This window comes from Pseudarthrobacter equi (genome assembly GCF_900105535.1).
Classification (GTDB): Bacteria; Actinomycetota; Actinomycetes; order Actinomycetales; family Micrococcaceae; genus Arthrobacter; species Arthrobacter equi.
The window spans coordinates 199,678-219,502 of the sequence record NZ_LT629779.1; the positions used below are offsets into that span (position 1 = coordinate 199,678).

The 19,825-nt window shown below is 66.0% G+C and carries 17 protein-coding genes and 1 pseudogene; 9 read left to right on the forward strand and 9 right to left on the reverse strand.

Annotation, left to right across the window (positions count from 1 at the left end):
• Positions 1–3: 3 nt before the first annotated feature.
• The 5 genes from BLT71_RS00830 to BLT71_RS00850 form a co-directional block, all read right to left on the reverse strand.
• Positions 4–984, reverse strand: a complete 981-nt coding sequence (locus tag BLT71_RS00830; protein ID WP_091716758.1) for an alpha-ketoacid dehydrogenase subunit beta — start codon at positions 982–984, stop codon at positions 4–6.
• Positions 984–2,225: a pyruvate dehydrogenase (acetyl-transferring) E1 component subunit alpha gene (gene pdhA / locus BLT71_RS00835; RefSeq protein WP_091716760.1), complete on the reverse strand. Its 1,242-nt coding sequence runs from the start codon at positions 2,223–2,225 to the stop codon at positions 984–986. Before pdhA ends, BLT71_RS00830 begins: the two co-directional genes overlap by 1 nt.
• A 149-nt stretch (positions 2,226–2,374) precedes the next feature.
• Positions 2,375–3,493, reverse strand: coding sequence for a histidinol-phosphate transaminase (locus BLT71_RS00840; RefSeq protein ID WP_091716761.1), 1,119 nt, complete (start codon positions 3,491–3,493; stop codon positions 2,375–2,377).
• A 107-nt stretch (positions 3,494–3,600) separates the two neighbouring features.
• On the reverse strand, positions 3,601–5,484 hold the full coding sequence (locus BLT71_RS00845; RefSeq protein WP_091716763.1) for a pectinesterase family protein: 1,884 nt from the start codon (positions 5,482–5,484) through the stop codon (positions 3,601–3,603).
• Positions 5,484–6,848: a pectate lyase family protein gene (locus BLT71_RS00850; RefSeq protein WP_091716765.1), complete on the reverse strand. Its 1,365-nt coding sequence runs from the start codon at positions 6,846–6,848 to the stop codon at positions 5,484–5,486. The genes BLT71_RS00845 and BLT71_RS00850 overlap by 1 nt, the downstream gene beginning before the upstream one ends.
• A gap of 208 nt (positions 6,849–7,056) precedes the next feature.
• On the opposite strand from BLT71_RS00850, the gene BLT71_RS00855 reads away from it, so the two are divergent.
• Positions 7,057–7,482, forward strand: a complete 426-nt coding sequence (locus BLT71_RS00855; RefSeq protein WP_091716767.1) for a phage holin family protein — start codon at positions 7,057–7,059, stop codon at positions 7,480–7,482.
• A gap of 230 nt (positions 7,483–7,712) precedes the next feature.
• Entirely contained in the window at positions 7,713–8,639 is a 927-nt protein-coding gene (locus BLT71_RS00860; protein WP_091716769.1) for a glycoside hydrolase family 25 domain-containing protein, read from the forward strand.
• A 7-nt stretch (positions 8,640–8,646) separates the two neighbouring features.
• Here BLT71_RS00860 and BLT71_RS00865 read toward each other — a convergent pair whose 3' ends face one another.
• Complete coding sequence (locus tag BLT71_RS00865) at positions 8,647–10,017, reverse strand: hypothetical protein (protein WP_091716771.1); 1,371 nt, start codon at positions 10,015–10,017, stop codon at positions 8,647–8,649.
• The gene (locus BLT71_RS00870; RefSeq protein ID WP_091716773.1) at positions 10,017–10,319 is read right to left on the reverse strand and encodes a hypothetical protein; all 303 of its coding nucleotides are present in this window, start codon (positions 10,317–10,319) and stop codon (positions 10,017–10,019) included. The genes BLT71_RS00865 and BLT71_RS00870 overlap by 1 nt, the downstream gene beginning before the upstream one ends.
• Before the next feature lie 162 nt (positions 10,320–10,481).
• Between BLT71_RS00870 and purB the strand changes: the two genes are divergently transcribed.
• Together purB and BLT71_RS00880 are read left to right on the forward strand one after the other, a co-directional pair.
• The gene (gene purB / locus BLT71_RS00875; protein WP_091716775.1) at positions 10,482–11,924 is read left to right on the forward strand and encodes an adenylosuccinate lyase; all 1,443 of its coding nucleotides are present in this window, start codon (positions 10,482–10,484) and stop codon (positions 11,922–11,924) included.
• Between the two features lie 143 nt (positions 11,925–12,067).
• Positions 12,068–12,742: a histidine phosphatase family protein gene (locus BLT71_RS00880; RefSeq protein WP_091716777.1), complete on the forward strand. Its 675-nt coding sequence runs from the start codon at positions 12,068–12,070 to the stop codon at positions 12,740–12,742.
• A 25-nt stretch (positions 12,743–12,767) separates the two neighbouring features.
• Here the strand turns inward: BLT71_RS00880 and BLT71_RS00885 are convergent, their stop codons facing one another.
• Entirely contained in the window at positions 12,768–13,643 is an 876-nt protein-coding gene (locus tag BLT71_RS00885) for a serine/threonine-protein kinase (RefSeq protein ID WP_091716779.1), read from the reverse strand.
• 295 nt (positions 13,644–13,938) lie between these two features.
• Complete coding sequence (locus BLT71_RS00895) at positions 13,939–14,457, reverse strand: MarR family winged helix-turn-helix transcriptional regulator (RefSeq protein WP_091723712.1); 519 nt, start codon at positions 14,455–14,457, stop codon at positions 13,939–13,941.
• A gap of 165 nt (positions 14,458–14,622) precedes the next feature.
• Between BLT71_RS00895 and BLT71_RS00900 the strand changes: the two genes are divergently transcribed.
• The 5 genes and pseudogenes from BLT71_RS00900 (at position 14,623) to BLT71_RS00920 (ending at position 19,818) form a co-directional block, all read left to right on the forward strand.
• Positions 14,623–15,126 (forward strand): GNAT family N-acetyltransferase, encoded by a 504-nt coding sequence (locus BLT71_RS00900; RefSeq protein WP_091723714.1) that lies wholly within the window; start codon positions 14,623–14,625, stop codon positions 15,124–15,126.
• A gap of 60 nt (positions 15,127–15,186) precedes the next feature.
• Positions 15,187–15,620 (forward strand): annotated as a pseudogene (locus BLT71_RS00905) (acyl-CoA thioesterase).
• Positions 15,621–15,789: 169 nt separating this feature from the next.
• Entirely contained in the window at positions 15,790–16,863 is a 1,074-nt protein-coding gene (locus BLT71_RS00910) for an extracellular solute-binding protein (protein WP_091716783.1), read from the forward strand.
• 49 nt (positions 16,864–16,912) lie between these two features.
• Entirely contained in the window at positions 16,913–17,995 is a 1,083-nt protein-coding gene (locus tag BLT71_RS00915; protein WP_091716785.1) for an ABC transporter ATP-binding protein, read from the forward strand.
• Positions 17,992–19,818 carry an ABC transporter permease gene (locus BLT71_RS00920; RefSeq protein ID WP_091716787.1) on the forward strand — a complete coding sequence of 609 codons (1,827 nt, stop codon included), beginning with the start codon at positions 17,992–17,994 and terminating at the stop codon, positions 19,816–19,818. Before BLT71_RS00915 ends, BLT71_RS00920 begins: the two co-directional genes overlap by 4 nt.
• The last annotated feature ends 7 nt before the right edge of the window (positions 19,819–19,825 follow it).

Here is a 19,825-nt window from a genome sequence, read left to right on the forward strand (position 1 = left end):
TCCTCAGTAGGAGAGGGCGCGGTCCAGCGCCTCCAGGATGCGGTCGATGTCCGGAAGATAGTCTTCCTCCACCTTGGCAACGGGATAGGGCATGTGGAAGCCGCCCACCCGGATGACGGGGGCTTCAAGGGAATGGAAGGCACGCTCGCTGATGCGTGCAGCGATTTCGCCGCCGATGCCGCCGAAAGTGGGGGCCTCGTGGGCCACGATCAGCCGGCCGGTCTTTTCCACGGATGCGGTGACGGTATCGAAGTCCAGCGGCGAAATGGAGCGGAGGTCGATGACTTCCACGCTGTGGCCGTCTTCCCGGGCAGCGTTGGCGGCTGCGAGGGCCACGGGCACCAGGGGTCCGTAGGCCACGATGGTGGCGTCGGTGCCCTCACGCAGGACGTGGGCCTTGAAGGGGTCGCCTGAGGGGCCGGGAGCTGCGGTGTCCACTTCGCCCTTGAGCCAGTAGCGGCGCTTGGGTTCGAAGATGATCACTGGATCCTGGCACTGCACGGCCTGCTGGACCATCCAGTAGGCGTCGTGCGGGTTGGAGGGGGTGATGATGCGCAGCCCGGCAGTGTGGGCAAACAGGGCCTCCGGTGATTCGGAGTGGTGTTCCACCGAGCCGATGCCGCCGCCATAAGGGATGCGGATGACCACCGGAACGGTGAGGTTGCCGTGGCTGCGGGCGTGCATCTTGGCCAACTGGGTGGTGATCTGGTTGAAGCCGGGGAACACGAAACCGTCGAACTGGATTTCGCAGACCGGGCTGTACCCTCGCAGGGCCAGCCCGATGGCGGTGCCGATGATTCCGGACTCGGCCAGCGGGGTGTCCACCACGCGGTCGGGTCCAAATTCGCCGATGAGCCCGTCGGTGACCCGGTAGACGCCGCCCAGGGGGCCGATGTCCTCGCCCATCAGCAGCGACTTGGGGTTGGCTGCCAGCGTGGCGCGAAGGCCTTCGTTAATGGCCTTGGCGATGGTCATGGTGGTCATCAGTGGCCTGCCTTTGCTGCTGCGCCGTGCTGGGCGGACGGCTCGTCGCCGCCGGCGAATCCTGCGCTGTATTCCTCGAACCAGGCCAGTTCCTCAGCCACCAGGGGGTGCGCTTCAGCATAGACGTTGGCGAATGCGGCCCGGATGTCCGGGTCTTCGAGGTCATGGGCGGTGCGGCGCACATACGAGGCGAGCTCGTCGCCGTCGGCCTTGACCTTGGCAAAGTAGGCGTCGTCGGCCAGGCCTGCGGCGCGGAGGTACTTCTCCAGGCGCACCAGCGGGTCCTTGGCGCGCCAGGCGTCTTCCTCGTCGGATCCGCGGTACTTGGTGGGATCGTCAGCAGTGGTGTGGGCACCCACCCGGTAGGTGAACGCCTCAATGAGGACCGGGCCCTTGCCCTGGCGGGCATGCTCCAGCGCCCACTCGGTGACGGCGTGCACAGCGATGACGTCGTTCCCGTCCACCCGGATGCCGGGGAAGCCGTAGCCCTTGGCGCGGTTGGACAGCGGCACCCGGGTCTGCACGTTGGTGGGGACCGAGATGGCCCAGTGGTTGTTCTGGCAGAAGAACACCACGGGTGCGTTGTACGAGGAGGCGAAGACCATGGACTCGTGGACGTCCCCTTCGGAGCTGGCACCGTCACCGAAGTAGGCGATGACGGCAGCGTCCGGTTCGTTTCCGGCCCTGCCCGCTGCGGCAGCGAGTTTCTGGTCCCGCTGGATGCCCATGGCGTAGCCCACGGCGTGCAGCGTCTGTGCGGCCAGGACCAGCGTGTAGAGGTGGAAGTTCGTGTCCTTGGGGTTCCAGCCTCCGTTGGACACGCCGCGGAACTGGCGGAGCAGTTCGGCGAGATCCACGTCACGGGTCAGCGCCACGCCGTGCTCACGGTAGGTGGGGAAGATATAGTCCTGCGGCTGGCTGGCCCGGCCGGAACCGATCTGCGCTGCCTCCTGGCCCGTCAGCGGAACCCAGAGCGCAAGCTGTCCCTGCCGCTGCAGCGCTGTTGCCTCAACGTCGAATCGCCGGATCCTGGCCATATCCGCGTACAGTCCGCGCAGGTCTTCGGGGGTGAGTTTGTCCGCGTAGGTGCTGTACACGGGATCGGCGCCGAGTTTTCCGTCGGGGCCCAGCAGCTGGACCATCTCTGCTGGGGGTTGGCCCATGACGGCTTCCGCGTCAGCTTCCCGCTGGTCGTCAACCGCTGTTCCGTCGAACTCGGTGGAAGGCAGATGTGTGCCCATACCGTCTCCTTGCTTCCCGCATGCGGATGCAATGCAATGTCGCTGGGATATATGCCTCACAGGGAATACATTCCCGAAACGGCATATACAATGGCTTACTGATCCTAACTTTATCTTCAGTAGGTTGGCGCAGGCCTACTTGTTAAGTGCTAGGAACCCCGGGGTGCCTTTGTATAGTTCGCACACAACTCCAGGAGCCGGGTGTTGGCTTCCACCTCGCCGATACTGACGCGGACGCCGTCGCCCGGGAAGGCGCGGACGGAGAGCGCCTGGACGCCGGCTTTCTCCGCAAAATCAGCGCTTTCTTCGCCCAATGCCAGCCAGACGAAGTTGCCTTGGGCCTCGGGGACCACCCAGCCGAGGTCACGCAGGCCCGCCATCACTCGGGTGCGCTCATCCACCAGGCTTTGTACCCTTTCCACAACCTGGCCGAAATTCTGCAGTGAAACAATTGCCGCGGTTTCCGCTATTTGCGACACGGCGAACGGGGTTGCCGCCACCCGGAGGTGCTGCGTCAGCCCTGGGTTGGAGACACTGTAGCCAACCCGCAGCCCGGCCAGGCCGTGAGCCTTTGAGAACGTACGCAGCACCACCACATTCGGGTATTTGCGGTAGAGGGCGATGCCATCCACCGCGTTGGGGTCCCGGACGAACTCCTGGTAGGCCTCGTCAATGACCACTACCACGTTGGCCGGCACCGTTCGGATGAAGGCCTCCGTTTCGGCGCTGGTCAAGGCGGGCCCGGTGGGGTTGTTGGGGGTGCAGAGGAGGATCACCCTGGTCCGCGCACTGACCGCCACCGCCATGGCGTCGAGGTCGTGCCGCCCGTCGGCGGTTACAGGGATGCGGACGCTTTCGGCCCCGGCGAGACCCACGCTGATGGGGTAGGCCTCGAAGGATCGCCACGCGTAAATGACTTCGTCGGCCTTGCCGTCGTCGTTCTGGCCGGCAAAGGCAGCCAGGATCTGGTTAAGGGCACCCAGGCTGCCGGCCCCCGTGACGATGTCCTCTGCGGGAACCTGCAGGAATTCCGCGAGCGCCGCCCGGAGCCTGCTGCTGAGCGGGTCCGGGTAACGGTTGAAATCTGTTTGCCGTGCAATGGCGTCCAGGACGGCCGGCAGGGGCGGCAGTGGATTCTCATTCGAGGACAGTTTGTAACTTGCCAGTCCGTCGACGGCGGCGGGCGGCTTTCCGGCGGCGTAACGGGGCAACCGGCCCACCACCGGGCGCGGAGCGACGCCGCCTGCCAGGGTTTCAGAGGAGGTCATGAAAACTAGCCTACTGCTGCGGGTATTTGCGGGTTTAGGGCTGGAACCCGGGGTACCGGCCGGGCCACGGAACCCGCGGGACCCGGTCCGGCACCCTCCACCGCGGCTTACGCCGGCTGGCCCACGTTCAGCGCGGCACTGTCTGCCTTGCTTCCAGCCAGCTGCGGTGCCCAGGCATCTGCCCCCTGCAGGTACGCTCCGGCAGTGAACTCCTCCGCCCGGCGGGGATCCAGCTGCGGCCGGTCCGCGGTGATCCTCGATCCGGGGCCGTTGTTGTTGAACTCGTGGAAGCGGGCCTCCCGCCAGGAAAAGCCGCTCATGTCAGTCCAGGGCGCGCCGGAGATATGGGCTCCCAGCCACGAGTCGCGGACCAGCACCTGGGCGATGGCCTCCGGATCTCCGCCCGCATGCCATGGCCGGCCCAGGTGGACCGATCCGGAGGCTGCGTCTGAGACAAACCGGCACTGGGTGAACAGGTATCCGTGCTTGATTCCGATATTGACGCTACCGGCGGAGACGTAACCGTTGTTGGTGCTGGACCCGCGGTCCAGGGAACGGATCCGGCAGCCGGTGAACACGGCAGTTCCCCGGCCGAAGATGAAGTCCACGTCGCCTTCAATGCATGAGTCCGTGAAGTAGGAGCGCGCCTGCACACCGCGGGCGGGGGAATCAACCAGCAGCGTGTCCTGGTTGCCCAGGCAACGGACATTGCGGAGGACAGCCCGGTCCCCGGCGAGGAACAGTGCCACGGCCTGCCGGTTTTTCATGTCAGCGTTGGCGGCCTCGTCGAAATCATTGCTGAATGTCAGGTTCTCGGCCTTGAAGTCCGGGCCGTCGATCCGCACGCTGGCGCTTCCGCCGGTTCCATAGGGCCCCGTGGCGTCGGGTTTCGGGGTGCCTGACGCGTTGTTGTAGACCAGCACCACGTCCTCCGGCGCCTGCCCGCGGCCGACGAACGAGACCCTCGGTTTGTTGGCCGGTACCCGGATCAGCTCACGGTAAGTACCGGGGTCAAGGCGGATCTCGGTGCGGCGCGTGCTGTTCACCGGCACAGCATCGACGGCGGCCTGCACCGTCCCGAAGGCGTGCCCCCTGCCGACGTTGAGGACCAGCGGCTTGTCCACCGGGCGTTCGCTGGGCCAGTAGATGGCTGAGAGCGGATCCAGTGGGGCTTCCAGATTCTGGAACCAACCAGGCGGCACAATCCGTTGTCCCGCAAGCGCTGCCGCCACCAGCTGGGCGACGGCCAGGGCTCCCGCAGCCTGGAAGTGGGTGTTGTCCGTGACTCCGTCAGGGTATTGGGGGTACTGGCCCGGGGTGGCATGGAGGAAGTGGGACGTGGTTCCCTCGGGCCCGAGCCGCTGCCACAGATCCTTGGAGGAGCCTGTCAGGTCCACCAGGGGAACTCCGGCTGCGGCGGCCAACTCCCTGACCGCCTGGGGGTAGGCGCCGTGGGTGTCCTGGGCGATTCCCAGGGGGCTGAACCTCCTCCGCTCCACGGGCGTCACCAGCACGGCCTTGGCCCCGGCGCTTGCCGCTGCGTCCAGGTATTTCCGGAGGTATTCCTTGAAGGTGGTCTGCGGGTCGGTTCCCCTGGCAGGGTCCTCGACCTTTTCGTCGTTGTGGCCGAAGGAGATCAGCAGATAGTCGCCCGGTTGCAGCGCCCCGGCCACCTCGCCCAGCAGGCCGGCGTCGGCATAGCTCTTGGAGGAGGCGCCGGACCACGCGTAGTCGAACACCGTGGCCTGCGGCCCGAGCAACAGGGGAAGAGCCTGGCCCCAGCCGGCCCGGGGACGCTCAGAGTGCTGGTAGGCGGACGAGGTGGAATCCCCCACCACGAAGATCACCGGTTTCCTGTTGGACGGCGCCCGGGCGGGGCGGCCTGCGGTGTCCGCCGTTGCCCCTGGGGCTGCCAGGACAGTGGCCACCGTTGCGGCGCCAGCTGCCGCTGTTGCCAGGACAGCACGCCGGCTGGGTGAAAATGCCGCCATCAGTTGCCCCCGCCTGCCGTATAGACGGGACCCACATTGTTCTTCAGCAGGGCCGGCACTGCCTGGGCCGGGTGGACCTTTGTCCGCAATGTGGGAGTCCAGGATCCGTCCGCCACCAGTTGCTTGTCGGCGGTTGCGGCAGAGTTGTACGCGGCCAGGAGGTCCACGCGCTTTCCGTTGACAGTGTTGTCCACGGCAGTGATGGCCTGGCCCTTGAAGTGCCTGATCAGCGAGGACGCTGGAATGTCCCGGGGCATGGTGAAGGCGTTGGCCTCGGCATAAATGTGGGACTCGACGCCCGCGCCGAAGGTGTACGTGTAGGGCGTCGGCGAGGCGGCCGACGTCGTGAAGTGGTTGTTGTAGACGTCCACCTGGCCGTAGCGGACCCGCGGGGCGCGCTGGCCGACGTTCTCGAAGGAGTTGTGGTGGATGGTGACGCGTAGCTTGCCGACGTCTCCGCGGCTGGTCGAGTCGGTGGATCCGATCAGGAGGAGCTTGTCATGGTCGGAGAAACGGTTGTAGGAGAGCGTGACCAGGTCTGAGCCGTTGGTGACGTCCACTGCCCCGTCGTGGACCTGGTACGGGCGTCCGAAGTACGAGGGCTGGTTGATGTCCAGGTTGGGGGCATCAGTGAAGTGTGAGTGGTCAACCCAGACGTTCGTTGATCCGTTGATGACCTGGAGGAGGTCGTACTCGCTGTTCCAGTTGCCGTGGTCGCCATCGGTGGGGTCCCAGGCAGGGAAGCAGTCAGCCGAATCCCGGACGGTGAGGTTCCTGAAGATCACGTTGTTGGCCCGGTTGATGCGCAGGGCGGCGCCGGTGATGCTGCTGTCAGCGGTGGCACCCACAATGGTGGTGTTACTGGGGATGTCCCACCGGATGACAGCGGCCTGGTTGGCTGCGGCCTTGCGCCGGGCACTCTCCTGCTCCCCGGCCGGCTCCTGGTCAGTTCCGTACCGGGCGGGGTCATAGTCGTAGAGGTACTGCTCCAGGGAGAACCCCGTGCCCGCCGCGTAATCGACGCAGCTCAGTTCACCGGCGGGGCCGGTGTTTGCCCGGATGTCGCCGTGGACGCGGATGATGCGGGGGTCAGTGCCGGTTGCCGCGAGCGCGGAGACCAGCTCGGTCCGGTTGCGGACGTCGAAGATTCGGTCCGGTGTGGCTGTGGATCCTCCCGTTGTTCCGGCGCCGGAGGACGCCCAGCCGTCGCGTTCCGGGAGAACCTGGCGCTCAAGCGGCTGCCTCACGGTCTGGGCTGTGGGGGATGACTGCGGCGGGGGTGGGGCGGCCATGGCCTGGACCGGCAGGCAGAACGCCGCCGCTGCCGCCGTTGCTGCGATTGCCAAGGGACGTTTGATGCGCATGTGCTGTCTTCCTCCATTGGAATGAACCGCCTCCGCTGCCGACTTCGCTGTGCGGCATGTCAGAAAGCGGTTTCTCTAGTCTGTGAAACCGCTTTCTGGTCTGTCAATAGGGTTGACAGAATTGGACGAATCCTGAGTTCAGGCCGGCAGCGCGTTCAGGAGCAGAATTTGCCAGGATGTCCGAAGGCTGTTGTGGAAGCATGGGGCCATGGGTTCCTTCATTCTTCGGGTCATCTTCAACGCAGCCGCCCTGTGGGTAGCAAGCTGGGTCCTGCCGGGCATGGACATCACCAGCACTGCCGCCTCCGATGCTGTGGCACGGACCGGCATCTCGCAGGACACCGACACCATCGGGATAGTCCTGGCATACCTGTTTATCGGCCTCATTTTCGGCGTGGTCAACGCCTTGGTGCGGCCGCTGGTGAGCCTGCTTGCGCTCCCGATCACCATCCTGACGCTTGGGCTGTTCGCGATCGTCATCAACGCCGCCATGCTCTACCTGACAGCCTGGATCAGCAACTACACCCCCGTGCACCTCACCATCGATTCCTTCTTCTGGACGGCCATCCTGGCCGCGATCATCATCTCCCTGGTGTCACTGGTGGCCGGGCTGGTGCCCGGCAGCCGGCGCTGAAGTTTCCATAACCCCGCGCCGCCGAACTTCCTGAAGGTGGCCCAAAGGCCTGCGGCTGCGGCCCAAGTACCGGAAGAGGCTGAAACAGGTACCCGGCAGGTGGCGTGCTCCGGCCGGCTGCCGAAACTCCAGTACCCGCTACCCATGACCGCCCGGGGCCACCGCTCCTAGGCTGCGAACGGGGCCGGCGACAGGCCCGTAGCTGTCAGTTCCGGATACGGGGGACAAGAATGAAGGCACGAGCAATCCTGGCTGCGGCCTGCCTGCTGCTGGCGTGGCAAGCGGGACCGGCCCGCGCGGATTCCGGGGCGGTGCCGCTTCCCCAGGAGTCCGCCGTCCTGGGCAACGATGTTTCCTGGCCGCAATGCGGCGGTCAGTTGCCTGCACCGCCGGCGTTTGCCGTGGTGGGCGTCAACGGCGGCCGGCCAACGACGGCGAACCCTTGCCTAGCGGAGCAACTGGCCTGGGCGGACCGCAGCTCCGAGGCGGCGGCAGGAGTTCCGTCTGCAATTTACGTCAACACCGCCTCGACTGGCCCGGTGGGCTCCTTGTGGTGGCCTGGAAACAACAGCGTGATGGGTGCGGACATCGCCAACCCCTACGGGATGTGCGATGGCACCGCATCCCCCGCCTGCGCTTATGTCCACGGCTATGCGATGGCCTACAACGACGCGGGGAGCCTCGCCGGGGCAGGAGGCGGTGCGGCCCACCGCACGTGGTGGCTGGACGTCGAGACCGGGAACAGCTGGCTGTCCAACAAGGCTGCCAACACCGCGGAGCTGGAGGGCATGACCGCCTACCTGCAGGGCGCCGGGGTGGAGGTGGGCATATATTCCACCGGCTACCAGTTCGGCGAAATTGTGGGTGACGTGGGCCCCCACAGCAACCTGTACTCCCTGATGAGCTGGCTGGCGGGCGCTGAATCCACCTCCAGCGCGGCGGATCTTTGCGGGGCCGCTCCCCTCACCTCCGGCGGCGTCGTCGCGCTCACGCAATTTACCGCCGGCAACCTCGATTACAACTTCCGTTGCCCCGTGGCACAGCCGGTGGCTCCACCGCCGGCGCTCGCTCCGCCAGCAGCCCCGGAGCCTGCCCCGGCTCCAGCGAAGACCCGCTCCAACCGCTACGCCGAGATACCTGCCGCCCAAATCGCCTGAACACCGGCTAGCGTCCGCCAAGGTGGCGCTCGTGGGAGCGGGGATCCGGCGGTGCAAGGGTGGTGGAGGGGCCCTTGGCCCGCGTCAGGGAGTAGCGCGTGGCCGAGGCCGCTCCCCCGGCGCCGAGCACACCGCCCAGGGCCGCCGTGGAGTGTACGAGCGACGGATCATCGCTCGCCGCCACGAGCCGTGCTGCGTCCTCATAGCCGCTAAGCCGGTGTCCGGGACCAAGCCCTTTGTCCCCGCCGGGCTCGATCGGCGTGTCCACCGATACGGTCACCCGGTTGCGGGTTTCGGGGTTGGGGGCACCGTCGCTGCCGGGGACCCAGTCGGCCTGATGCTCAAGGTGCAGGGACTCCACGTCCTCACGGGTGGTGATCCCCGCCACCGGAGACCCGGCGGTGAGCACATACTTCACGTCATACTGCGCCAACACCCGCGGATCGGCGGCCATGTTCATGGCATGGATGCCGCCCTGGCTGTAACCCACAGCAACTACGGGAGCACCCTTTTCGGCTCCAGCTTCGCCTAGCGCCGCGAGGACAGCCTCATTCACTTCCCGGGAGTCGTACAGCATGGACTCCACGATGCCCGCCTCATCAAAGGGGTTGTCACCGCCGGCGTCCTTTCCGGCAGCCTGGGTCCCCGGAACAATGACCACGTAGGCCGTTTCGCCGCCGTTATCCACTTCCAGGACCTCGATGGCTCCGGTACCACGGGCCTCCACTTCCTGGAGCCGCGCCAGCAACCCTCCAGGCGACGTGTCAAGGTCCACCTGGACCGTTTCCTGCTTCCGCAGCGTGATGTCCCGCGGGATGAAGGTTGCCACCAACGCCATCAAGGCATCCCGGATCAAGGGGGCGTGTTCGTTGACTGCCTGCACCTGGGGCGCCGCCAACTGCATCATGGCAATGACGTTTTCGGTGACCCTCCGGTCCGGAACGCCAGTGGCTGCCATCGTGGCCCACGAGAGACCGGTCTCCGTCATGGCGGCGAATCCGAGGCTTCTTCCCACATTGGCCCGCCACTCCGCGTCCTGGTAATCACGCATGCAGGCACGGACCTGGCTGCTGATCCGCTGCAGCTCCGCCCGGCTTGCCTGGACCCGCCACTGGCCGTCCCGCACTGCCGCGATGTGCCCGGAAGCGGACCACGGCGGCTGCCGGTCAGCCCAGCAGAGCTGGTCCAGGATTCGTCCGGCCTCCTGTTCCACGACAATCAGGTCACTGGCCAAAGCCTCAAGTTTTTCGGCGCCCGCAGTCAACTCCTCGAGCTGGACCCCGATGCCGCCGCTGCCACCCCGGATGCTCAGGTGGCCGTCCCGCGACGCACCGGTCAGCCTGACGGGCTCGGGATAGGCCTCATCTGCCAAGTCCATCAGGGCATCCTGCCGGCACTGGCCGCCGCCGCCACACTGTCCGCAGCGTGCCTCGCGACGGCGGCCCTCGCCACCTCCAGGGCGTCGACAGCTTGGCGCAGGGCTGCGCCCTGCCGGCCCACCGTGTCCCGGTACGCCCGCCCGGCCGGCGATTGCCACTCCAGCATCTGGATGTCCCGCAGATGGGCCAGAGCTTCCTCGACGCGCGCCCCGCACCGTGCAAGCCGGTTCACCAAGGGCAACAAATCAGCGGCAACATGCTCGGCGGCGCCCGGCAGTCCATCCCCCAGGATGTTTCCCATGTGACCTCTTTCCCCGGGCACCCCGGACCTGTTGCCTACCTGCTGACGGGGCCCACGCTACGGAAGACGGCGCACCGGCCTAAGTGCCGCCGTCGGCCATGTGGATAAGTAACGTAAGCGGCCCACTTAAGGCGCCGCCGGAGTTCGTGAAAGAATCAGCACATGCCTGAAACTGCCGCCACAGCTGATACCCGCACGCCCTCAGGACGCCTGGCCCTCGCCGCGTCCACGGAAAAAATCGCCCTGGGCCCCTTGGACGGCCGGTACCAGCCGGCAGTGGCCCCGCTGGTCGACTACCTGTCCGAGGCAGCGCTCAACCGGGACCGCGTGGCCGTCGAAGTTGAATGGCTGATCCACCTGACCAGCAACAACGTCCTCCCCGGGGCGGGCCCCCTGACCGCGGAACAGCAGCAGCAGCTGCGTGCCGTCGTCACCGAATTCGACGCCGCTTCCGTGACGGAACTGGCCGAAATCGAAGCCGTCACCGTGCACGATGTGAAGGCCGTGGAGTACTACATCGGCCGCCGCCTTCCCGCCATCGGCATCGAAAACCTGACCGCCATGGTCCACTTCGGCTGCACGTCCGAGGACATCAACAACCTTTCCTACGCGCTCGGCGTCAAGGGTGCTGTGGAGGACGTGTGGCTGCCCGCAGCCCGCGCCCTGGTGGCACAGATCAGCACGATGGCCGAGGACAACCGCGCCGTGCCCATGCTGTCCCGCACGCACGGCCAGCCGGCCACCCCCACCACGCTCGGCAAGGAACTGGCGGTCATCGCGCACCGCCTGAACCGCCAGCTGGACCGCATTGCCAGGACCGAATACCTGGGCAAGATCAACGGCGCCACCGGCACCTACGCCGCGCACGTCGCCTCCGTCCCCGGGGCCGACTGGCAGCAGGTCTCCAAGTCGTTCGTGGAGGGCCTGGGGCTGACCTGGAACCCGCTCACCACCCAGATCGAAAGCCACGACTGGCAGGCAGAGCTGTACGCCGACGTGGCGCGCTTCAACCGCATCCTGCACAACGTCTGCACGGACATCTGGAGCTACATCTCCATCGGCTACTTCGCGCAGATCCCGGTGGCAGGCGCAACCGGCTCGTCCACTATGCCGCACAAGGTCAACCCCATCCGCTTCGAAAACGCCGAGGCAAACCTGGAGATCTCCTCCGGCCTGCTGGACGTCCTGGGCTCCACCCTGGTGACCTCCCGCTGGCAGCGGGACCTCACCGATTCCTCCAGCCAGCGCAACATCGGCGTGGCATTCGGCCACTCCCTCCTGGCTATCTCCAACGTGGCCAAGGGCCTGGAGCGCCTTGACGTGGCCGAGGACGTGCTGGCCGGGGACCTGGACACCAACTGGGAAGTCCTGGGCGAGGCGATCCAGATGGTGATGCGCGCCGAGGCGATTGCCGGCGTCGAGGGCATGGAGAACCCCTACGAGCGGCTCAAGGACCTCACCCGCGGCAACCGCGTGGACGCCGCGCGGATGCAGGAATTCGTGCAGGGCCTGGGCCTGTCCGCCGACGCCGAAGCCCGGCTGCTGGCCCTGACTCCCGGCAAGTACACGGGCATCGCGGACCAGCTGGTCGACCACCTCAAGTAAGCCCCGTGGGGCTACCCCCACACGTACGACGGCGGCGCCGGGCCCGGGAGGGTCCGGCGCCTTTCGTTTATCCGCGGCGGGCCGGCCGGGCCTGGGTGCCGGGCGTTTCGGCGGCACCGCGAGGGAGTGCGAAACTGGAGGGCATGAAGCTGCTGCTCATCCGCCACGGAGAGACTCCCGGAAACGTCCTTGGCCAACTGGACACCGCCCACCCGGGGCCCGGCCTGACCGAACTGGGCGAACGGCAGGCAGAGGCCATGGCGCGGTCGCTGGCCAACGAACCCATCCGGGCGCTCTACGCCTCCACACTGGTCCGCACGCAGATTACCGCGGCGCCGTTGGGCAGGCTTCACGGCCTGGAGACCACGGTGCTGGACGGGCTGCACGAGATCGAGGCCGGCTCGCTGGAGAAGCTGACGGACCATGAGTCGCATAAGCGCTACATGGGTACGGTGATCTCCTGGGCCGCCGGCGACCTGGACGCCCGAATGCCCGCAGGACCCGACGGCCACGCATTCTTCGGCCGGTTCGACGCCGCGATTGCGAGGGTCATCGAACGGACCGCCGGGCAGCGGGACACCGTGGCGGTGGTGAGCCATGGTGCAGCCATCAGGACCTGGGCCGGGCTCCGCGCCGAGGGCATCGGTCATGAGTTTGCGGCCAAGCATGTGCTGGCCAACACCGGAATCGTGGCGCTGGAGGGCGATCCGGACAGTGGCTGGAAGCTGATCCACTGGGCAGGCAGCCCGGTGGGCGGCCTGGCCTTGGCGGATCCCACGGCCGAAGATCCCACCGGCCAGGACGTCAGCCGCCCGTAGCGCCGGTTTCCCGGCGACTGGCCTGCTACCGGGGAAGCGCGCACCCCGCCGCGGCCGCTGCCAGCCGAAGTCGCGGGGCGCCGCGCAGAATTGGTGAGGCGGCCGGAGCCGGAGGAACCAGCCGCGCGGCCATCGCGGAAGCGACATCCGCCGTTGGGCGTTCGCCGCTTTCCATTGCCGTCAGCGAGCTCAGAAAGTGGTGCCACCGCGGCCCCAGGGACTCGGGTATGTGCGGACTCCTGAGGGTCCTGGCCACGAGTGACTCCACCGCCGTCCCTGGAAACGCCTTGGATCCGGTCAGCAGTTCCAGCAGGACCAGGCCCATGGCATAGATGTCCCAGGCGGGATCGGCAACCCCGCCTGCAGCCTGTTCCGGGCTCATGTAATGGACTGTTCCGGACGAGATTCCCGGCTCCGGTGCCGTGCCCGCCACCGCCGCGATGCCGAAATCGATGACCCGGACCGGGCTTCGCCGTAGGCCGCTCAGCATCAGGTTTCCCGGCTTGATGTCCCGGTGCACCAGTCCCGCGGTGTGCAGGTGGGCCAGGCCGCTGAAGATGCTCCGCGCCCACACCGCCACGGCGTCGGCACTGTGGCGGTCGGATCGCACAGCTTCGGAGAGGCTGGTTCCCAACGCCAGCTCCTCAACCATGAAGGCATGCCCCGGGCGATAGGTGCCGGCCGGCATGACTCCCTGATCGATGAACCTGACGATGGACGGGTGCCGCAGCGATGCGAGCACCCTTGCCTCGTTATGGATGCGCCAATGGTGCTTGTCCGAGTTGTCGGCCGCCACCTTGACGGCCACGTCCGGACCCCCCGCCACGTCAACCGCCCGGAAGACTTCGGCCATGGAACCGCGGCCCAACCGCTCCCGGAGCAGGAAGCGGCCGGCGATCACCGGGACGCCCGAATGGGTCCGCCGTACGGTACCCAGGCATCAAGCTGGAAACCGCACTGGCAGCGCCACACCGGCGGGAGCTTTACCGGCACGAAGTCGTCCGGGTCGAACGAGTACCCCATGGCGGCCCGCCCCCCTGCGGGCGTCACCAGGTCCATGGGCGTGCCGCAGTGAACGGTACGCTCTGCTTCCCCAGCAGAGGTCTTCTCAAAAGTGATCAACGCGCTCACTACTCCATAAGGCAGTATTCCCGGGCCGATCCTAAGCATACATATAACTAGAGCAACTAGCTAGTTTAGCTAGATAATTTGTGGCGCTCTTCTTCCACGACGCCAATGGCATCCGCCATCCGCTGCAGGAACGCGACGACGATCCTTGCCTCCTCGGCGCTGAGCGACTCCGCGACGGTCATCATCCGCCGGTGCATGGCGCCGAGGGTTTCCCGGACCTCAGTGTCCGACTCCACAGTGGGAACGACAACCACCGAGCGCCGGTCCGAAGGGTGGGCCTCGCGGCGGACGTGCCCGCTGGACACCAGCCTGTCGATCAGGGACGTTGTGGAGGCGCTGGTGATGCCCAGGAACTGACTGAGGTCCTTGGGGACCACCGTCTTGCCGGAGGCCTGGGCGCGCAGGAGGTACCGGAGGGCGAGGATATCGGTTTCGCCCATGCCCATGGAGTCGCGGGTGGACCTGCGGATGATCGTCTCCGCCGCCCTGTAGTCCCGCAGCGACTTGAGGACCGCCGCTCCGTAGTCCAGCTGCCCGTCGGGTCCATACCAGTAGCCGGAGCCCTCGTTGCCTGTAGAAGCCATGCCCATATCTTAGGCCAACTGCTAACTAGACAGCCAAGCTAGTTGCGAGTGCTACCTCCGCTCCGGGCATGTGACGTTATCCGGACCCTTACCGGCAGGAAACACCCGCGTAACCCGCCGCTCCTAGCCTTGATCTGCATAACCCTTCGGCGAATCGAGGCCTACATGCAGACCAATCCGCGGCTGAACATCAGGCAGGTTGCCTGGTCCCACCCTGTGGGAGCAGACCTTCGGCGCGCGCAGCAGGCCGAACTCGACGCCCGCTTCGGTACGGCAGACCACGAACCCGGCCCTCCGCCGTCGGAAGCTGACTGCGCCGTCTTCCTCGTGGCGTACGACAAGGGGTCTGGCCAGCCCGTGGGCTGCGGCGGGCTGCGGCTGCTGGACGCCAGTACCGCCGAAATCAAACGGCTCTACGTGGTCCCGTATACCCGCGGCTCCGGCGTGGCCAGTTCTGTCCTCGCTGCCCTGGAGGCTGAGGCCTACAAGCAAGGCATCACCCGCATCAAGGCCGAGGCAGGCTCGGCCCAATCGGACGGCCGGAACTTCTACCAAAACTCCGGTTTCGAGCCGGTGCCCAATTTCGGCCCCTACGTTGGCGTCAAGCACTCGTCCTGCTACGCCAAGAGCATCGACTCGCACAGCGCAGCCCACACGGCCATGGCGTAGCGCTGATACGTGGGGCGTCATACTGCATGCGGTCCCACCGGCCTCGGCTAACCTCGGCCTATGGAAACAGCAGACATCACCTTCCGCACCCGCAAATGGGTCAGGCCAGAAGACCTCAACGCCAACGGGACCCTGTTCGGCGGAAGCCTGCTGAAGTGGATCGACGAGGAAGCCGCCATCTACGCCATCCTCCAGTTGGGCAATGGCCGGGCCGTTACGAAGTACATCTCGGAAATCAACTTGTGAGCTCCGCAGTCCAGGGCGACCTGATTGAAATGGGCCTGACCGCCACGAAGTTTGGCCGGACCTCGCTGACGATGCGGGCGGAAGTGCGCAACATGATCACCCGGCAAAGCATCCTCACCATCGAGGAAATTGTCTTCGTTAACCTCGACAACGCCGGCAAACCGGAACCGCACGGATACACCGAAATCACCTACGACAGGGACAGGATCCCCACCCACCACCTGACCGAAACACTGCAGCAGGACTGACGCTTCACCCCGCGTTCACTCCTAAACCACCAGGCGTTCTCTTCGCTGGACCAACTTAGGCAGCCGGGCTGTTTATCGAATCGATAGCAATAGCAGCCCCGCATTCCGCATGCCCGGCTATAGGCTGTGCGGACATGCTCCGGTTCCAGTGCAGAAATGAGTCCTGATCGTGCGTAAATTACAGACCTTGGTTGCCGCCGCCGTCGCCGTCACCCTACTTGCCGGATGCGGCGGAGAAGCCTCACCCGGAGCCTCGGGCGAGGCTTCTTCCGCCCCGGCCGGAGGATCCGGCGACACCCTGGTGGTGTACACCAACTCCAACGGCGAAGGCCGCGGGGACTGGCTGACCCAGAAGGCAGGCGAAGCCGGATTCAAGATCGAGATTGTGGGGGCCGGCGGCGCCGACGCCACCAACAAGCTCATCGCCGAAAAGAACAACCCCATCGCGGACGTCGCCTTCGGGCTGAACAACATGTACTTCTCCCAGGTCAAGGCCGCGGACGCGCTGGAACCCTATAAGCCCGCCTGGGCCGGCGAGGTGGACACCCACTTGGCGGACGGCGAGACGTACTGGCCGCTGGTGAAGCAGGCCATCCTGCTGGGCTACAACTCGGACAAGTTCTCCAAGGATGCCGCCCCGAAGGACTGGACGGACCTGTGGACCAAGGATGAGTTCAAGGCCCGCTACGAGCGGGTCACCGGCCTGGGCACCGCCACCGCCCAACTGGTCTTCGCCGGCATCCTCAGCCGGTACCGTGACGATGCCGGCGACCTCGGAATCTCCGATGAGGGCTGGAAGCAGGTGGAACAGTACTTCCAGAACGGCAGCCCTGCCGTGGCCAAGACCGATCTTTTCGCCCGCATCGCCTCGGGCGAGGTGGATATGGGGCAGATGCCGTCCTCGATCATTGCCGACCGGGAAAAGTCTTTCAAGGTGAACGTGGAAACCGTCATACCTTCCGTTGGCGTCCCCCTCGCGGTGGAGCAGATCGCACTCGTGAAGGGCACCAAGAAGAAGGACCAGGCCCAGAAATTCATCGACTGGTTCGGCAGTGCCGACGTCCAGGGCCAGTTCGCCAAGCAGTTCAACTCCATGCCCGTGAACAAGTCTGCCCAGGCACAGGCCAACCCCGAGGTGGTGGACTTCTTCGCGGACCTCAAGCAGCAGGACATCGACTGGGAGTTCGTGCAGGAGAACATGGGCGCCTGGGTGGAGAAGATCGAACTCGAGTACATGACGTAGACCGGCGCCAGCCTTCCGCCTCCGCCCGAGTTCCACAGACAGGTTTGCCATGATCCGCTTGGACAGCATCAAAGTTTCCTTCGGCGACTTCACCGCCATCCCGCACCTGGACCTGCACGTCCGGCCCGGCGAGTTCTTCACGCTCCTGGGGCCCTCCGGATGTGGGAAGACGACGGCGCTGCGCACCCTGGCCGGTTTCATCCAGCCGGCCGGGGGCACTGTCACAGTGGACGGAAAGGATGTCACCCGGCTTCCCAGCGACAAGCGGCAGGTGGGCATGGTGTTCCAGAACTATGCCCTGTTTCCCAGCATGAGCGTGTGGGAGAACATCGCCTTCGGACTGCGCGTCCGGAAGGAGAAGGGCGCCGACAGCGACAGGATGGTCCGGGACATCGCACGCCGGGTGGAACTCAGCGACGAACAGCTGGCCAAGAACGTCGCCGAGCTCTCCGGCGGGCAGCAGCAGCGGGTGGCGGTGGCCCGGGCACTCGTCCTGCGGCCCAAGATCCTGCTGCTGGACGAGCCGCTGTCCAACCTCGATGCCAAGCTCCGCCACCAGCTCAGGCAGCAGCTCAAGGACCTGCAAAGCGAGTTCGGCATCACCACCGTCTACGTCACCCACGACCAGGACGAGGCCCTGGCCATGAGCGACCGGGTGGCGGTCTTCAACAAGGGCGTGGTGGAGCAGGTGGGCACGCCGCAGGAGATCTATGACCACGCGGCCACGGAATTCGTCTGCAATTTCATTGGTGACAGCTCCACTCTGACACCGGAATTCGTGGCGCAGGTCAACGCCGCATCCGGGGCCCAGCTCAGCACCCGGGCAAGCTCCTACCTGCGGGTGGAAAAGGCGTCCCTGGACGCGCCCGCGGGAGGCGGCTCCGCCGTCGGACTTCCCGCAAAGGTTCTGTCCCGTACCTACCACGGCCTGCACAGCAGGTACGTGGTGCACAGCCACGGAGCGGACATCCGCCTGCTGGTGCGGGAGGACGGCGGCGCCCACCCTCAGCCGGGTACGGAAACCACCGTGTACGTGCGGCCGGACCACATCCTGCAGTACCACCCGGAAACAGGCGCGGCCCTTCAGGAGCAGGACCGGCAGGAGCAGGACCAGGCGGTTGCCCTGCCATGAGCGGAACTCCAGTCCGTTCGATGGTCCGCTCCCCGTTCGTCCTGGTGGTGGGCGTCATCCTCACCTGGTTCATCGCGGCGTTCCTGGTGTGGCCCAACATCAACGTCCTGATTGCCACCTTCTTCCCGGATGGCAGCTTTTCGGGGCGGGCAGCGGAGAAGCTGTTCTCCTCGCAGCGCGCCATGACGGCACTGGGCAACAGCTTCCTGCTGGCGGTGGCCCTCTCCATCACGGTCAACGCCGTGGGAATCTTCGTTGTGCTGGTGACGTACTACTTCCGGATCCGTGGTTCCCGGATCCTGTTCCTGGGCTACGCCACCACCTTCATCTACGGCGGCATCGTGCTGGCGGCGGGGTACAAGTTCATCTATGGGGACAAGGGAATCGTCACCTCGCTGCTGCTGCAGGTGTTCCCCTCCATGGACCCCGCCTGGTTCTCCGGCTTCTTCGCGGTGCTGGTGGTCATGACGTTTGCCACCACCACCAACCACATGCTGTTCGTGGCCAACGCGCTGAAGGGGGTGGACTACCAAACCATCGAGGCGGCGAAGAACCTTGGCGCTTCGACGTGGACCATCCTGCGGCGGATCGTCCTGCCCATGCTGAAGCCCACACTGTTTGCCGTCACCATCCTGTCCTTCCTGACCGGACTCGGCGCCCTGAGCGCGCCGCAGGTCCTCGGCGGACGGGAATTCCAGACCATCACGCCCATGATCCTGACGTTCACCAACAGCCCCACGTCGCGCGACCTGGCTGCCCTGCTGGCCGTCATCCTGGGCCTGGCCACCATGGTGATGCTGGCGGTGATGTCCCGGCTGGAGAAGGGCGGCACGTACTTCTCGGTATCCAAGGTGTCCTCGGAGCTGCAGAAACAGGACATCACCAATCCGGTGGCCAACGTGGCCGTCCACGCGGTGGCATACCTGCTGTTTGCGGTGTACACGCTGCCGGTGGTGCTTATTGTGCTGTACTCCTTCGCGGACGGCGCCGCCATCCAGACCGGACAGCTCTCGCCGGGCAGCCTGACCCTGGATAACTATGTCCGGGTGCTGACGCAGCCGGCCGGTTTGCGGCCGTTCGTCGTCAGCGTGTTGTACAGCGCGCTGGCGGCTGTGATCGCGGTGGGCGGCCTGCTGTTCGTGGCCCGGCTGCTGCAGAAGTACCGGAACTGGTTGGCGTCAGTCTTTGAGTACCTGCTGCATATCCCCTGGATCCTGCCGTCCGCCCTGTTGGCGCTGGGCCTGATCATTAGCTACGACCACCCGAATCCGCTGGTGGGCGGGGCGGTCCTGACCGGGACCACAGTGATCCTGCTGATCGCGTTCGTCACCGTGAAGATCCCTTTCACCCTGCGGATGCTGAAGGCGTCGTTCGCCTCCGTGAATTCCTCGCTGGAGGAAGCCGCCGCCATCATGGGCGCCAAGACCCTGTACGTGTTCCGCCGGATCCTGTTGCCGCTGGTGCTCCCGGCGGCAGCGGCCATCACCGCACTGAACTTCAACAGCCTCCTGGACGATTACGACACCGCCATCTTCCTGGCCCACCCGCTGGTCCAGCCACTGGGCCTGGTCATCAAGGCGAACACTGACGGTGCCGAGGGCACCGAAGGCGTCGCGAACACGTTCGTATACACCGTGCTGCTGATGGTCATCACCGGCGTCACGATGTACCTCGTCTATGGCCGGTCCGGGCGACGCCGCAACCGGAAGCGGCTGCCGGCGGTTCCGCCGTCGGGCAGCATCGATGCCACCGATGTGCCGCCGGCCGCCGGATCACCAGCGTCCGGTGCAGACAGCAGGGTCCCTGCCGCACCCGTGCGGTGACCCTTAG